Origin of the sequence: Gimesia chilikensis (assembly GCF_008329715.1) — a bacterium.
Classification (GTDB): Bacteria; Planctomycetota; Planctomycetia; order Planctomycetales; family Planctomycetaceae; genus Gimesia; species Gimesia chilikensis.
Genome location: NZ_VTSR01000017.1, coordinates 192,163 through 207,693, shown reverse-complemented (window position 1 = coordinate 207,693; position 15,531 = coordinate 192,163). Strand labels below are relative to the sequence as shown.

Here is a 15,531-nt window from a genome sequence, read left to right as displayed (position 1 = left end):
CCGCCGGTCAGGTCTTGCTGCCGGCATCCGTTTGAGGGGGGGACTATTCCCTGGTAATAAATTCATCCAGATTCATCAACACGCGGGCGACCGCCGTCCAGCTCGCCGCTTCGATCACATCAATCTGTTTGGGTAAATCGTCAGCCGCGACCTGGGCCGCTGCCTCTGGTGACTGTTTAAACTGAGCACGCTGTTCCTGCAGATAGCCGGTCATCACTTCCAGCTCCCGATCAGAGGGGGCACGGGACAGGCAGATTTCAAACGCGGCGCGGATGCGACCTTCATCGTAGGGAGGACCTTCCTGCAGGATGCGGAGTGCAAACCCTTGAGTCAGTTCGAACAGCGAATGATCATTGGCCAGTGTGAGTGCCTGGAGGGGGGTATTGGAACGCACCCGTCGCGTACAAGTGGTATTACTGTTTGGTGCATCGAAGGTCGGCAGCATCGGATACGGACTCGAACGCCAGAAATACGTATACATGCCCCGCCGATAGCGGTCTTCGTTCTGCTCTTCCGGCCAGCTCTTCTTATTCTGTGTGAGTACGTAAATCCCCTCCGGCTGGGGCGGATAGACACTCGGCCCGCCGATCTTACGACTCAACAGACCACTACTGGCCAGAAACAGATCGCGAATCGACTCCGCTTCCATTCGGAACCGGTTCTGTCGAGATAACAGCAGATTCCGCGGATCTTTTTCCTGATGATTCGGGTTAAAGTCAGATGCCTGCCGATAGGTCGCAGAAGTCACAATCAGTTTATGAAATTGTTTCACATCCCAGTTAAGCCGCATGAATTCCGAAGCCAGCCAGTCCAGCAGTTCCGGATGCGTGGGATCTGAACCCTGTGTCCCGAAGTCATTTTCGGTTTCCACAATGCCCCTGCCGAAGAACCGTTGCCAGTATCGGTTCACTGTCACACGAGCCGTCAGCGGTTGCTCTTCACTGGTCAGCCACCGGGCGAGGTCCAGTCGCGTCGGTTGGGAAACATCCTCAGGCAGTGCCGGCAACACAGCGGGAACACCCGGACTGACCTTCGCACCCGGATCCAGGAAATTCCCTCGCAGCAGGATGAAGGTTTCCCGCGGCTTGGGCAGCTCCCGCATGATCATGGTGGTCACAATCGCTTTGTTGACCTTGGTCTGTGCCGCCTTCTGTTTTGTCAGGCGCTGATTCAGAGCCAGCCATTGCGAATCCGACTGGTGAAAGGCCTCTTCCACGGTCGTTTTCTGTTTCGCGTCCCATTTGTCCTCTGGCTGTTTCAGGATCGCCAAAATTTCAGGTTTGATGTTTAAGACTTCCGGGGCCACCGTGGTTGCCGCGAGTCGGAAGCGACCGACATTGTATTTTGCATTCCGTGTATGCGTCAGGGTCACCCGCAGTTTGACCGGCTGTTTGACTTCGATCGGTTCTTTGAGCTTGAGTATCGCCCGCCGGTCGACGTTCATACTCCCCTTGCCGGTATTAATGGCCCAGCCGGTTTTGGGATCCCCGTCTACCAGGTTGCTGGCGGGGAATTTATCCTGCGAATGATCGGCGGTTGCCTGGATCAGCTTGACCGGCTGAAAGTCAGACCAGCCCGCTTCAGTCTGCTCTGCCATTTCCACAGTCACTTCATCCAGCACAAAGTTTCCGTTTCCGGCCCAGCCCGGCCCCTTGCGCGGCAGACTCTCGTGAGTCAGTACTTCCAGCCGCAGACCGGAGGTTCCTGGTGGGATCGCTGCGGTTTCGACGACATACGTATCAAATGCAGGAATCTTCCCCCCTGCGAGCAGTGAATGGTCTTCAAGAACGGTGAGCGTGGCTCCATTTATGGATTGGATCGATCCCGGTGCGAGAACGCTCCACTGCTGCTCTGACTGTTGCAGGTCCTGCTGCAGACGTTCTTTCCAGGCAGCGAACTTCGGTTCCAGTGCTTGTTTGCGTTCTTCCAGTTGTTTGGTGAGTTTCGCGATTTCCTGCTTCAACTCTTTCTGTTCGGTCTGCTGTTGCTCAGTAGGTAATGGCAGTGTGGGGGGCGCGCTGTTGATATCTGCGGTGCTGTTGAAAATCGCATACAGCTGATAGAAGTCCCGCTGGGTAATGGGATCATACTTGTGTTTGTGGCATTGGGCACAACCTACCGTCAGTCCGAGGAAGGCCGCCCCCGTGGTATTCACACGATCCACCACTGCTTCCACACGAAACTGTTCCGGGTTGGTGCCCCCTTCCTGATTGATGAGTGTATTGCGATGAAAGCCGGTCGCGATCAACTGCTCTGTCGTAGGTTTGGGGAGCAGGTCGCCCGCCAGTTGTTCGGTGACAAACTGATCGAAGGGCATGTTGGCATTGATCGCCTCGATGACCCAGTCCCGGTACTTCCAGATCGATCGGGGACCATCAATGGTGAAGCCGTTGGAATCGGCGTACCGGGCTACATCCAGCCAGTGCCGGGCCCAGCGTTCCCCGTAATGCGGAGAGGCGAGCAGGCGATCCACCAGACGCTCGTAAGCACCAGGCTTCGTATCCGCCAGGAATTCCTGTACCTGTTCCACCGACGGAGGCAGTCCCGTCAGATCCAGACTCAGGCGACGGATGAGTGTCGTTCGATCCGCCTCGGGGGACGGCTTGAGTTGTTGTACCTCCAGGCGATGCAGAATAAACGCATCGATCGGATTCCGTCCCCAGCTTTTCTGTTTGACTTGAGGAGGTTCGGGCCGCTCAATCGGCTGGAACGACCAGTGATCTGTTGAGGCATCAACGGTCTGCAGATTTTGTTCGCTGGCAGGGATGGCGCCCCCGGCATCAATCCAACGGCCGATCAACTCGATCGCAGCTGGTTTGAGTGGCGGCAGATCGTGGGGCATCCGCGGGATTTTACCCTCCCCTTTCAGGCTCAGGTACAACAGGCTTTCGTCGCGTTTGCCGGGTACGACCGCCGGTCCTCGATCGCCTCCTTTGATCAGGTTGGCGCCGTAGTCCACGCGTAAGCCGGATTCCTCTGCCCCCTGGGAGTGGCAGTCATAGCAGTGCTGCTTGAGCAACGGTCGGATCTGTTTTTCAAAATCGACCTGAGACTTCTGGTCTGCAGCGGTAGCCGTCTGTACTGCGATCAGCAGGATACAGGCAGCGGTGGTCACAACTCCTGACAAATTCCGCATGAAAGAACCTGATACAAAAAATGAGCCTGATTTTCGCGAGCCGGGAGTAACATCAGAACAACGCGGATGACGAGGCAAAAATCTGGTCTGCTGGAGAAGCGGGGAAGGTCGCCCGATCGTAAAGTATCTTAAATATCAGATTACCAGCGGAATTACCGAAATGCAAGTTTTTGTCAGATGCTCAGGGGAAATCAGGGTTTATTAGGCCCGAGATGCCCGGCACCAGGAGAGCTCTACTCACCTTCCAGACGCAGTGCCGTAATCCGCACTGGCTGTTTGTCTGCCATGAAGCAGAGATAGCACTCTTTCCCGGATTGAGTCGCAGGCTGGGCGCATGTGAGGATCCGCCTACGGCCAATGCTGATCACAAACCGGTTTCCGGTTCCCACCAGCCGCACAGGCACGCTGCCGGGTTGAGACTGTTGCAGATCCACTTTCACACTCTTGAGCTCGGTTTTCGTCTTCTGTCCGGCAGCGGTGACTGTGACTCCCGTATTCTGAAAATGGATCTGGCTCGCGACCAGGACCTGGTCTGGCTGCGCGGGATCCCTAGTCAGCAACTGCAGTTCAAAATCGGGGAACGCCTGTGTGACGTCGACGCGAAAACTAACGCTGATCTTTTTGTAAGGACGGATAAACGTCGCGATACAGAACTGGTCCGCTGGTGACTCCATCCCTTCATCGGTAAACTTCCAGCCTGAGTTTTTCCAGAGCAGGCGATAGAACGGATTCTGCCAACTGGTCGAGTCGAGCTCTCCCTGTTTTACCGTCTCCTCATCAGGCAGCAATGGCTGACGATGCGCGGTCTGCGTCAGTACGGTCTCCGCTGAGGGAGTCACGGGATCCTCAATCGAAGTCGGTTTTTCTTCAGCCTCTTCCTCTGTCGAATCCTCTGCGGTCAACTCTGGTTCCACCGTCTGCTTCTCTGCGGTGGCCTGTTCGGGCAGCTGATGTCGACTTTGTATGCGATAAATGAACAGCCCGGAAACCAGCACGATGCACAGAAACAGGATCAGGCCCGGTTTGACACGTCTGGTTTTGGGTGGTGTTGACTCAAAATCCTCGAGCATAACTTATCCGGCACTGTCTTTCACAGCAGATTGACACAGTTGCTTAAAGTGATCTCCCAGCGAGCGTTCCAGTGCAAATGCAGAAATCCCGAACTGGGTTTTTAATGATTCATACTCCTGTACCGCCTGTTGGAGATCGGAGTCTGTCAGGGGAGCAGTACGTTTGACCGCTTTGATGAGCAGATTTTTGGGAGTGTGTTGTGTATCAATGAACTCGATGACCTGTGTGCGATATCCACAGATCTCCAGCACCTGTGAACGGAGTGCATCCGTCAGCAGGGCCGCTGTCTTTTCTTTGAGAATCCCGTGTTTCAGCAGACCCTCTGCAGATTGACTTGTGATCTGCTGGTAAATTTCATTCTGGCAGCAGGGAACCGCAAGGATCACACTCGCATCCGCCTGGACAGCGGCAGCAAGGGCGGCATCAGTGGCGGTATCGCAGGCATGTAAAGAGATCGAGAGATCGCAATGGCCCTGTTCATTCTGAAAGGCAGCGATGTCACCCGTTTTAAAAGAGAGTCCCCGACAATCCAGGTTCTCTGCAATCTGCTGGCAGTGTTCGACCACCGATCGCTTCAGGTCGAGTCCCGTGATGTTCACATCACGCTGCAGGATCGAGGTGAAAAAATGATGGGTGGCAAACGTGAGATAACTTTTACCGCAGCCAAAGTCTGTGATCTGGAGTGTGCCGTCTTCAGGCAGCGCCGCAACGATATCGTTGATGAATTCAAGATAACGGTTGATCTGGCGAAACTTGCGGTACTGTGCAGCCTTCACTTTTCCATTGCGCGACATCACCCCGATCTCTTCCAGAAAGGGACAATGCACGCCCTCCGGGATCAGGTACTGTTTCGCGCGGTTGTGTGACGTCACCTGCTCGGGTTGGGCTTTGGTCGGAGCGTGCTTCTTCAACTGCACAGGCCCCTTGTTCGTTTTCTGTAAGTGATAGTCTGCCTCATTTGTAAACAGATAACCTTCCAGAAACAGATCTTCCCACAGTTGCTCCACTCGTTGAATCGTCTCTCCGGGCAGCAGGTTTTCGTGAACTTCCTGCTGGCCCCGTGTGAACGAGAGTTGATAATGCTGCTTATCTCGAATCAGCACCGGTCTGATCGAAACCTTCCGCCGGGCCGCCGCCTTTTTTTTGATCGGCTTGCTCAACACCATTTGAATACAGTTTCCCTCCTGTAATGCTTCTTTTACCAGGGAAGGTAATCCCGCTTCAGGATGTGAGGGTTGAGGATTCATCGAATGGTATCTGATCCTGCGCTGAGTTGGTGTTTTCTCGGTTTCGATATGCAGCTTCAGAGAGGCCAGTCAGCAGCGGAATTGCCACGATCTGACCACCAGTTACGAATAGATAAGTCAGGTAACCTGTTTGGTTGGGCAGGATTGTCAAATATCCACCCATTAACAGTTGTAGCGTCAATGCGCCGTAAAGAAAAGCCGCAGCCGGTAATTTGGCACAGAATGAGTCCCGCTTCCAGAAAACCAGTTGAACCAGACAGAGGATCAAAGCAGACAGAAATCCTACACTGACCACCTGCTGCCAGCCCAGGTAAACTCCCATCAGAACCAGCAGCCACAGCGTCCGCGGCGGGAACAGTGTTGGATGCTCTCCCGGCTGAAACAGGTTCCGCCAGCAGAATAAAATTCCCACGATCAAACCATATAACAGTCCCCAGCAGACCGTCAGCACCGAACTGAGTTCAAAGCTGACATGCAGCGCGCCATGATAGCGCAGCTCACTTAGCATGATTTCCGTCGATGACTGGTTCGTCTGAATGGAAACCTGGGCAGGAACCGGATGGAGTTCTGGAATCAGGCACCCCGCAACGAGGCCAATCCCCAGGCACCAGAACAACAGGCGGCGCGGAATCAGCTGGCGGTCATATTGAATATAGGCGGCAGCCACCACGACGATAAACAGGTAACAGTAATAGACGGCCAGCGCGATCAGGTCCCAGGTCCGCCCTTCCAGAATCTGATAACCCCCCGAAAAGCGGTTCGGAGTCCGATAAGGCAGCAGAGCTCCTCCCGAGTGCACAATCGCGAGATAAAGCAGCAGGAAAACGACACCGACCAGGGCTTCCACAATCGGGTAACGTGCCGGGATGGGAGCCTGGCAGTCGCGGCATTTACCTCGCAGCAGCAACCAGCCCAGGATCGGCAGATTATCCCGCGTGCGAATGGGGGTTTCACAGAAGGGGCAGCGGGACTTCGGTTTGGAAATATTCAGCCCCAGCGGCATCCGGTAGATCACCACATTCAGAAAACTGCCGATAACGGAGCCCATTACAAAGCACCAGACAGCAGTAAAAACCTCCAAAAGCCAGTAGGAGGGACTCCAACTCATCGCTGTCAACAGTGGTGTCATTATCTGTCTGTCTCTGGTTGCGCCTGTCAGCGGGCGATCCTGCCGGCAAACCAGGATGCAGCTGTCTCAAACAGGTGACAATCTGATCCCCGCTACCGGAATGCGGGACGGTTCTGGCTTGATTAAAAATCGAGAGAAAATCATATTTTGCAGAATTCCCCCAGTCCATCAGGACTGGAATAATCGTTGCAAAAAGAGAAAGTGGGTGATTCCCAACATCATAAATAGATCCCTGGCAAAAATACATACACCATCTTACGTAATTGATACTTGATTTTTTCGAAAGTCGCGCTGGACCGCGCTTTCTCAAAAACCCCGGTCAACAGATCGAATTAGTTGAACCGATAATTCTTACATTCCGGTTTCCAAAAATCCGGGCCACTACTCCTTCGGATACGAATCAACTCTCTCTACTCACCTGAGATTCGTATCAGACTGAGTCTATGTATCGCAGTCAGACAGTTCCCATCGGGTTCTCGGGCGGACCTGAACTGTAGATTGCATCCTGCAAACAACTACGAATCCACCCAGAATCAGAACGGGAAAGACACAGGCTCACTGTAGTTCCCGGAACATTCAGAATACATACAGAAGATTTGGAAAGCAGACGGAAATGAATTCAAGGCTGACCCCCGACCTTTGGATGAAATGTTCAACTCTCATTGTTTTCGCCACCGTATTTCAACTGACCTGTAACCTGTGGGGTGATTCAGGTCCGCAACTGCTCGTACCCGATCTCGAACAGGATCAGGGTGAAATCAGACAGGTGAACACTACTGACGCTGACAATGAAGAACCGTTGGTCGCTCGGAAGCCGGAATTCAGTATAGAAGCCCGTAAACCCGAACTGATTGCAGAAGACGCCACTGACAAATCAGAAGCTGATAAAAAGACAAAGAAAGCTTCGGTACCCGAACCGAAACCTTTCCCGGGAATTGCCCAGGATTCCAAACCTTCGATGAAGAAACCCGAGCCTCCGCCGGTTCCCGAAATTGTGGATCCCCTGGATAAGCTCGTCGATGAAGCCATCGAAGTTTCACATCGTCGCATGCTATCCACCGAAGTCCACACACCCTGGCAGATCGCTCACGGGATTCTGGCTCTCCGCTGGGAATACTCACTGTATCAAAATAATGAAAAGGTACGGGCTCTGGACTGGGTCTCCACCGGTCCCAGCTTTCGCGGCCGCCCCTGGTTCATCACTACCGAAAATGGCGCGAAGGGACACCCCTTCACCGAACCTTACGCTTTTGAAGGTCACCCCAACCAGTTCCTGGCTTTCTATGCCATGGCCGGCGTGCCCCTCGATCATAAATTCAACACCGGCGAAAAGATCGTCACCATTGAAGACATGATCCGCAACGCCAAAGCAGAAGTGAATACCGACGAAGAAATCACCTGGACTCTGTGGGCATTCTCACGCTACCTCCCCTGGGACACCGAATGGGTCAGCGAGCGGAATGAAGAGTGGAGCATGGAGAAACTGGTTCGGGTTCAGATGCAGTCCGAACCGACTCGCTCTGCCTGCGGTGGAACTCACGGACTGTTCGCTCTGGCCAGTGCCGTCAACTGCTACTCCCGCGATCAGAAACATCTGCGGGGGACCTGGCTGGAAGCCAGCATGCGAGTGCGTCAATACATCGAATATGCCCGCTCCATGCAGAATCGTGACGGTTCATTCTCCTCCAAATATTTCGAAGGTCCTGAATACGCCAGCGATGTCAACAAACGTGTTTCCACCACCGGCCACACGCTTGAGTTCATCATGGAAGCCCTGCCACAAAACCGGTTGAATGAACCATGGGTCCGTAGTGCTGTCTACCGGATCGCCACCGATTTGATTGAATACAAAAAACAGCCACTGGAACCAGGCGGAATGTACCACGCCATCGATTCGCTGGTCATCTACCGGGAACGCACTCGCCCCGAGTATGCCCAGTACCTTGAAGAACTGGCGAAGTCGAAAGAGTTCAAGGAACCTGTTGCCGCTGATCCGATCGTGGGCTACTCAGAACGCTTCCGTCAGCAGAACCCGGCCCAGTACCATCAGCAGCCACAGTATCAGCAGAACAATAATCAGTCCCGGGACTATTCCTCACAGGCCCGTCGCCGCGGCGGACTCTTCTCTCGCTTCCGCTAAGCCGCTGCCGAAACTAACCCGGCTGGTCAGGGGAATTGCCCTGGCCAGTCGCTGAGTCATCAGACTGTTTCATGTTCCGAATTGAGGGAACCCAGGTCCGCTGTTCATCGACCGCTTCCCGAATGGATTCGAGTGTAGGCGGCTGATTGTTCCCGTACTGCGTCTGGCTGTTTCGCTTGCGGGGACGGGGCGTATACTCGTAAGTATCGTTTTCTTCTTTCTTCCACCAGTGCCAGAGCTTAAGCGATTCCTGGCGTGCTTCCGGTGGTTTGTCGCGCAACAGCCACGATAACAGCAGCAAAACGGTGATTACGCCGATGGCAATCATCATCGGCCTGCCCGGCGGTTCGCCACTGGTGACGACCACGAACACACAGGCGAACAATCCACCCATGAGTGTAAAAACTGTCGCCAGCCAGGCTGCTGCCTGATCTCCTGAACCACGAGGGGAGCGACCTGCCGCCATCGTTTCTTTCTCCCACATCCTGCAACGTTACTATCTGAGCAATGAGTCAGAGACCCCCTTCGAGGTCGCTGACTCTCCTATCAGCTTAACAGAAGAAGCTGCAGTGCCCAAATAAATTTCATTTCAGCTTACAGGAAAATATCCAGATAGAGGACGAAGATCATCAGCCCCAGCACAAAGATCATGCCGACGTAGGTTGCTGCAGCCAGAACCTGCTCGTTGGGACGCTTGCGGGTGATGCCTTCCCAGCACAAAAAGACCATGTGCCCGCCATCCAGAACCGGGATCGGCAGGAAGTTCAGCACCGCCAGGTTGACGCTCAGAAAACCGAGGAACAGCAGCAACTGCGAATAGCCGTCGTTTGAAACTTCGTATGCCACCTTGGCGATGGTGACCGGGCCGCTCAGTTCCAGAGGTGACACGCGACCGGTAAACAGGCTTCGCAGGGTAAGGTAAATGTCCTTGGCGGAATTCGTCGTGTATTGCACACCCATTCCCAGCGCCTGGCCCATACTCTGTGCCTGCTGGGTTTCCCGCAGCGTCTGCAGCTTGATACCCCGGACCGGCAGTGACCATTGCTGGCCTTCTTCCTGATTCGGATTGACCCAGGGAGTCAACTTGGCCTGTTTGATTTGTCCTTTATGACTGTAGGTCAATTCAACGGGCCAGCCTGGTCGTACCTGCATTTCCCAGAACGCATTCGCCCAGTTCATGTTCTTATCGTCAAATTCATAGCTGACTTCTTCCAGTCCCTGCCACTCACTCAACGGTTCACCTTCCGGAGGCATGATTCTGATTTTTTTAATATGCGCATCAGCTTCAATACCTGCTTTGTGTGCCGGGCTGCCTTCTTCGACCTTCAGCGTCGTCGGAATCACGTGGAAGGCGATTCCCAGTGAGCCCACCGACAGAGGTGTGTTGGAAAAAATCGGATGTTCCAGCCAGGCAGGATTATCCAGAGGCACAACGTTCAGATTGACCTCAGCAGGCTGCGCTCCATCCTGGGCTCGGCTTACAACAATCGGGACGGTCTCGCCGGCACGCGAAGAAAAATAATTGGGCAGACGCAGCGGATTGATCACCTTGCCAACATCCTGACCATCGATATGGGTAATCTTGTCACCGGCTTTCAAGCCGGCACGATCAGCGGGTGAGCCTTTCTGAATCGATTCGATCGGCCCGATATCCATCCACAGTCCCAGGGTGTGGAACGGGTTGTTACCGACTGTGATCTCCACAACTTCAGACTCGGAAGCACCCTTGCGTGTCACGCCCGTTTTCAGTGTTTCGGAACTGCGGGCGGCAAACAGCCGTTGCAGCTGGGCATAGTTTTCGACCGGTTTACCGTCGATAGTGACAAACGTGTCTCCCGGCTGGTAAGCGGGTTCCGCTTTTGAAGCAGCGGTTCCCTTTGCAGTGACGCTCATGCCAGGATCTTCATAGACAGGAATCTGCAGACTCTGTGACTGCAGCAGACCAATCTGGGGACGGGTCCCCGTCCGGTCCGGCGTAATGTCCACTTCGAACTTCTCTCCATTCGGGTGGATCCCTTCCATCTTGATATCACCATCGCTGAAGGCACTGCTGCGGATGATATCCATGAAGGAATTGGTTTTTTCACCGTTGATTTTCGTAATCACATCGCCCGGTTGAATCCCGGCTTCCCAGGCAGGCATGCCTGGAATGGCAGCACCGACTACACAGGGAGTCGAAGCGACGCCGAGGCGAAACGCGAAGGCAAAGAACAGCATCCCGGTAATGATATTCATAATCACGCCGGCAGAGATGATGCCCATTCGCTGGTAAACAGGTTTGGCGGAATAGGAGCGCGGATCGAGGGCGATCTCCTCGCTCGTTAACTGGCTGGGGTCGACATCGTCCTGTCCCAGCATCTTCACGTAACCACCAAAGGGAATCCACGACAGCGCGTATTCGGTTTCCCCGTGTTTAAAACTTTTGATGATCGGACCAAAGCCGATACTGAACCGCTCCACTTTCACATCACACCACTTGGCGACTGCGAAGTGGCCCAGTTCGTGAAAGAAAATGACCAGCCCCAGACCGATGGCCACCATGGCAATGTTGGTCACTTTGCCGAGTAAAGTTGCTCCAATTAACAGACTGGTCAACATGACTTCCACCTTTTTATCTCCTCACGGGCCCAGTAATCCAGTTCAAACAGTTTATCCAGACTGGGGTGGGGTTCGTATTGATGTGATTTTAATACTTGTTCACAGGAGGTCGCGATATCACTGAAACGCAAATCACCCGTTAAAAAACGTTCTACGGCTGCTTCGTTAGCTGCATTCAGGACGGCACCGCATGTTCCCCCCTGCTCCGCGACTTCAATTCCCAGTCGCAAGGCGGGAAATGCTTCCAGATCAGGTGGCTCAAAGCTGAGTTCAAAAGCACGGCTCCAGTCCATTGGAGGGTTCAGACCTTCCATCCTAACAGGATACGTAAGTGCGTACTGAATGGGAAGCCTCATATCGGGAGGCGAAAGCTGGGCAATTACAGATCCGTCCACAAATTCCACCATCGAATGCACAATCGACTGGGGATGCACAACCACGGAAATCTGATCCACGGTCAGCTGAAACAGCCATTTGGCTTCAATCAGCTCCAGGGCTTTATTCATCATCGTGGCAGAATCGATGGTAATTTTCGGTCCCATGTCCCAGGTCGGATGTGCCAGGGCTTTCTCCGGGGTGACGTCTTCCAGATCCGCGGGGCTCGCTCCCCGAAACGGCCCGCCACTGGCGGTCAGGATGACCTGCTTCACTTCGGAAGCCGATCCCGCCTGCAACGCCTGGTAGATGGCACTGTGTTCACTGTCGACGGGCAGCAGGGTTGCCCCGCTCCGCTCTGCCAGATCCATAATCAGTGGCCCAGCAACGACTAATGTCTCTTTGTTCGCGATGCCAATCGTCTTGCCAGACTCAATCGCCGCCCAGGCACCCTTCAGTCCTGCCGCTCCGACAATGCCACAAATCACAGTGTCGATCTCGTCTGCAGCAGCAACCCGCTCGATTTGCTCATCACCGAACAGGACTTCGGTTTCACTGGGGAATGCACTCAGATCAACGGCTGATTTCAGGTCGGAATTGCTCACCACAGCCCAGCGCGGGCGGAACTGCTGAGCCTGCTCTGCCAGTTGTTGCCAGCTGCTGTGCGCAGTGATAGCCGTCAACTGCATCTCCTCTGCATGGGCGGCAATTACATCCAGTGTACTCGTGCCAATGGACCCCGTAGACCCGAGAACGGCTATTTGCTTCATTCGACCCTGTTATTTCATCCTCAGTCGGACAGATTGACTGTTGTTTCAATTCTTAAAGCAGAGTGGAAAAAAGACATGCCTTGGTTCTGTTTTTTTGCCCTAACCACCAACGAAACCGCATTTTAGGCGTAATAATTAAACATGGCAAGAGGCATTCAGTCCCTACCGGAGCCTTTTCAGCGTGGACCAAAGCCAGGAACACGCATTTCTAGGCAAAGCTTTGATTGACCCCCTTGTCGAAAGGACATACATTTACAATAAAACATAGATGCATTCTGTGTTAAGATCCTTTCAACTCATGATACTGATAGAAATCCAGGAATTGCTGCGTCTGGCATAATGTTCAGTTCGGCCTTCCGCTTCCCTTGACCAGCTCAGCACACTCCTCTGATAGAGATAAATAATCCCATGCCCAACTTGGATCCGAAACAGTCGAACCGCAGAGAACGTCCCACTCCCCCTGAACGCAATCCCAAAGGCGATGGCCGTCGCCCCGAACCCAAAGGTCCCAAAAGTAATGCACTCTGGTATCTCGTGGTCGGCGGGCTGATCCTGTTCATCACACTCTCAGTGGTCTCCAACAATAAGCGTGGCGAAAAAATCAAGTTCGGCGATTTCGTCAAAGGACTGGATGACGGGAAATACAATAAAACAAACGTGCACGAGCTGAAGTTCGGCACTGACTACATCGTGTTCCAGGATCAGCCGAAACAGGAAGGCTCCGAAAAAGGGACACTCGCCAATACAACTAAAAATTACTACATCCCGGTCTGGGGAATTCCGCAGGAAGCCCGCGCACAACTGCAGACTAAGCTCGAAGGTAAAAACATTATTGTCGACTCCGAGAGTCGGCCCTCCGAGTGGGAATCGCTGATTGCGGTGCTCTTCTTTCCAGTCGTCCTGCTCATTTTCGTCATCTATCTCTTCCGGCGGATGGGCGGCGCAGGGTCGCCGATGTCCTTCGGACGCAGTCGCGGACGGATGTACGCCCAGGATGATATCGAAGTCACATTCAATGATGTAGCCGGGATCGAAGAAGCCGTCGAAGAACTCCGCGAGGTTGTCGAGTTCCTGAAAACGCCGGCCAAGTATCAGGCACTCGGGGGCCGGATTCCCAAAGGGGTACTGCTCGTCGGTCCTCCGGGAACCGGTAAAACCATGCTCGCCAAAGCCGTTGCCGGCGAAGCGGGTGTCCCCTTCTTCGGACTCTCCGGTTCAGACTTCGTCGAAATGTTTGTCGGCGTGGGTGCCGCTCGCGTGCGGGATATGTTCCAGCAGGCAGCTCAGCGCTCACCGGCCATCATCTTTATCGATGAGCTCGATGCCCTGGGTAAAACGCGTGGCAGCGGGATGCCCGGCGGTCATGATGAACGCGAACAGACACTCAACGCCCTGCTCGTTGAGATGGACGGGTTCGGCTCCGATCAGAGTGTGATCGTCATGGGGGCGACCAACCGTCCCGAAACTCTGGACCCCGCCTTGATGCGTCCCGGTCGTTTTGACCGGCATGTTCTGGTCGACCGTCCCGATGTTCGCGGCCGCGAAGCCATCCTCAAAGTTCACAGTGCCAAAGTCAAAATGGACGAGTCGGTCAACCTGCAGCACATTGCCAAAATTACCCCCGGCTTCGTCGGTGCGGATCTAGCCAACCTGATCAATGAAGCTGCCCTGCTCGCTGCCCGTAATAACAAAGAAGCAGTGACGATGCGGGAATGCGAAGAAGGCGTGGAACGCGTGGTTGCCGGTCTGGAAAAATCAACTCGCCTGATTCACGAAGACGAAAAGAACCGGGTCGCTTACCACGAATGTGGTCATGCCCTGGTGGCCTGTTCGCTGCCCAACGTGGATCCGGTTCACAAGATTTCGATCGTTCCCCGTGGTCTCGGTGCCTTGGGATATACTCTGCAAAGACCCGAAGAAGAAAAACAGCTGGTCACCCAGAGCGAACTGGAAAACCGCATTTGCGTGCTCCTCGGAGGCATCGCTGCCGAAGAAATTATCTACCAGGAAACATCCACCGGTGCTCAGAACGACCTGCAGCGGGCAACCGATCTCGCACGCCGCATGGTGACGGAGTTCGGTATGAGTGCCAAACTGGGACGCGTACATTACAGCGAAACCCGTCGGTCTCCCTTCCTCGGTGATACCTCCTCAGGTTCCGAAAGCGTTCACAGCGAAAATACGCTGCGGGAAATCGATCTGGAAATCCGGCGGATCATCGATCAATGCGCGAAGATCGCTTACGAAGTCCTGGATGAACGACGCGAACTGCTCGAGCACCTGACCCAGGAACTGCTTGAATGCGAAGTCATGGACATGGACCAGCTTCAGGCCATCCTCAAACAACATCAGCGCGGCCCGCAGATCAAACCGGGAACGTTCGTTGATAACAGTGCGGAAAACAAGAACGTCGAGAAGGACAAGGAAGAACCTGCGTCTGATAACGATCAGGCAGCCGATGGAACCGGGGCATGAGTAAGATCAACAGCATCTGCGTATTCTGCGGCTCGAAATCCGGCAGCGATCCTCAATACCATGAGTCAGCTCAGGAACTGGGACGACTGCTGGCCGAACGAAACATCACGCTGGTTTACGGCGGCGGCAGTGTAGGACTGATGGGCATCATTGCGGACGCCGTACTCGCAGCCGGCGGTAAAGTGATCGGCGTTATTCCGAGACAACTGGCCACTCGGGAACTGCTCCATCCGGGAGTGGAAGAAATGCACATCGTGGAAGACATGCATACGCGCAAAGCGAAAATGGCTGAATGTTCTGACGCGTTCATCGCGATGCCGGGTGGCTTCGGTACACTTGAAGAACTCTTCGAGGTCGTCTCCTGGGTTCAACTCGGCATCTATCTCAAGCCGATCGGATTACTCAACACCTCAGGTTTTTACGATCCGCTTCTGAATCTGGTCGAGCATTGTATCGAAACCGAATTCATTAAACCGAAATATCGCGATCTGATCATTGCCGATGAAACACCGGCCACGCTCGTCGATCATCTGGAGAAACACCAGCTGCCGCACATCGAGAAAATTCTGAGTCTCAAGCAGAGCTGATCT

Annotated in this window: 10 protein-coding genes; 3 read left to right on the top strand and 7 right to left on the bottom strand. The window is 54.1% G+C overall.

Annotated elements, in window-relative coordinates; all coding sequences use genetic code 11:
- Positions 1-43 precede the first annotated feature (43 nt).
- The 4 genes from FYZ48_RS21010 to FYZ48_RS20995 all read right to left on the bottom strand — a co-directional run bounded on the left by FYZ48_RS21010 (position 44) and on the right by FYZ48_RS20995 (position 6,502).
- A complete protein-coding gene (locus tag FYZ48_RS21010) occupies positions 44-3,136 on the bottom strand; it encodes a PSD1 and planctomycete cytochrome C domain-containing protein (protein ID WP_198422252.1) in 3,093 nt (1,030 codons plus the stop codon).
- A gap of 233 nt (positions 3,137-3,369) precedes the next feature.
- Complete coding sequence (locus tag FYZ48_RS21005) at positions 3,370-4,206, bottom strand: hypothetical protein (RefSeq protein WP_149344002.1); 837 nt, start codon at positions 4,204-4,206, stop codon at positions 3,370-3,372.
- Positions 4,207-4,209: 3 nt separating this feature from the next.
- Complete coding sequence (locus FYZ48_RS21000) at positions 4,210-5,454, bottom strand: methyltransferase (RefSeq protein ID WP_149344000.1); 1,245 nt, start codon at positions 5,452-5,454, stop codon at positions 4,210-4,212.
- The gene (locus FYZ48_RS20995; RefSeq protein WP_187782145.1) at positions 5,429-6,502 is read right to left on the bottom strand and encodes a prepilin peptidase; all 1,074 of its coding nucleotides are present in this window, start codon (positions 6,500-6,502) and stop codon (positions 5,429-5,431) included. Before FYZ48_RS20995 ends, FYZ48_RS21000 begins: the two co-directional genes overlap by 26 nt.
- 724 nt (positions 6,503-7,226) lie before the next feature.
- Between FYZ48_RS20995 and FYZ48_RS20990 the strand changes: the two genes are divergently transcribed.
- A complete protein-coding gene (locus FYZ48_RS20990; RefSeq protein ID WP_149343996.1) occupies positions 7,227-8,723 on the top strand; it encodes a hypothetical protein in 1,497 nt (498 codons plus the stop codon).
- Positions 8,724-8,736: 13 nt separating this feature from the next.
- Here FYZ48_RS20990 and FYZ48_RS20985 read toward each other — a convergent pair whose 3' ends face one another.
- The 3 genes from FYZ48_RS20985 to dxr form a co-directional block, all read right to left on the bottom strand.
- Entirely contained in the window at positions 8,737-9,189 is a 453-nt protein-coding gene (locus FYZ48_RS20985) for a hypothetical protein (RefSeq protein ID WP_145044271.1), read from the bottom strand.
- A 128-nt stretch (positions 9,190-9,317) separates the two neighbouring features.
- Positions 9,318-11,321 (bottom strand): RIP metalloprotease RseP, encoded by a 2,004-nt coding sequence (gene rseP, locus FYZ48_RS20980; protein WP_145191533.1) that lies wholly within the window; start codon positions 11,319-11,321, stop codon positions 9,318-9,320.
- Complete coding sequence (dxr, locus tag FYZ48_RS20975) at positions 11,315-12,466, bottom strand: 1-deoxy-D-xylulose-5-phosphate reductoisomerase (protein WP_149343993.1); 1,152 nt, start codon at positions 12,464-12,466, stop codon at positions 11,315-11,317. Before dxr ends, rseP begins: the two co-directional genes overlap by 7 nt.
- A gap of 408 nt (positions 12,467-12,874) precedes the next feature.
- Here dxr and ftsH point away from each other — a divergent pair, with 408 nt between their 5' ends.
- Together ftsH and FYZ48_RS20965 are read left to right on the top strand one after the other, a co-directional pair.
- Positions 12,875-14,941 (top strand): ATP-dependent zinc metalloprotease FtsH, encoded by a 2,067-nt coding sequence (gene ftsH / locus FYZ48_RS20970; RefSeq protein ID WP_145044268.1) that lies wholly within the window; start codon positions 12,875-12,877, stop codon positions 14,939-14,941.
- Positions 14,938-15,528, top strand: a complete 591-nt coding sequence (locus FYZ48_RS20965; RefSeq protein WP_149343991.1) for an LOG family protein — start codon at positions 14,938-14,940, stop codon at positions 15,526-15,528. The genes ftsH and FYZ48_RS20965 overlap by 4 nt, the downstream gene beginning before the upstream one ends.
- The last annotated feature ends 3 nt before the right edge of the window (positions 15,529-15,531 follow it).

What these genes read in the sequence shown, in the direction of transcription:
- FYZ48_RS20985 (WP_145044271.1), bottom strand. Translation starts at nt 9,189, where the DNA reads ATGGCGGCAGGTCGCTCCCCTCGTGGTTCAGGAGATCAGGCAGCAGCC.
- FYZ48_RS20995 (WP_187782145.1), bottom strand. Translation starts at nt 6,502, where the DNA reads ATGGGCTCCGTTATCGGCAGTTTTCTGAATGTGGTGATCTACCGGATG.
- FYZ48_RS20990 (WP_149343996.1), top strand. Translation starts at nt 7,227, where the DNA reads ATGAAATGTTCAACTCTCATTGTTTTCGCCACCGTATTTCAACTGACC.
- FYZ48_RS20965 (WP_149343991.1), top strand. Translation starts at nt 14,938, where the DNA reads ATGAGTAAGATCAACAGCATCTGCGTATTCTGCGGCTCGAAATCCGGC.
- dxr (WP_149343993.1), bottom strand. Translation starts at nt 12,466, where the DNA reads ATGAAGCAAATAGCCGTTCTCGGGTCTACGGGGTCCATTGGCACGAGT.
- FYZ48_RS21000 (WP_149344000.1), bottom strand. Translation starts at nt 5,454, where the DNA reads ATGAATCCTCAACCCTCACATCCTGAAGCGGGATTACCTTCCCTGGTA.
- FYZ48_RS21005 (WP_149344002.1), bottom strand. Translation starts at nt 4,206, where the DNA reads ATGCTCGAGGATTTTGAGTCAACACCACCCAAAACCAGACGTGTCAAA.
- ftsH (WP_145044268.1), top strand. Translation starts at nt 12,875, where the DNA reads ATGCCCAACTTGGATCCGAAACAGTCGAACCGCAGAGAACGTCCCACT.
- rseP (WP_145191533.1), bottom strand. Translation starts at nt 11,321, where the DNA reads ATGTTGACCAGTCTGTTAATTGGAGCAACTTTACTCGGCAAAGTGACC.
- FYZ48_RS21010 (WP_198422252.1), bottom strand. Translation starts at nt 3,136, where the DNA reads ATGCGGAATTTGTCAGGAGTTGTGACCACCGCTGCCTGTATCCTGCTG.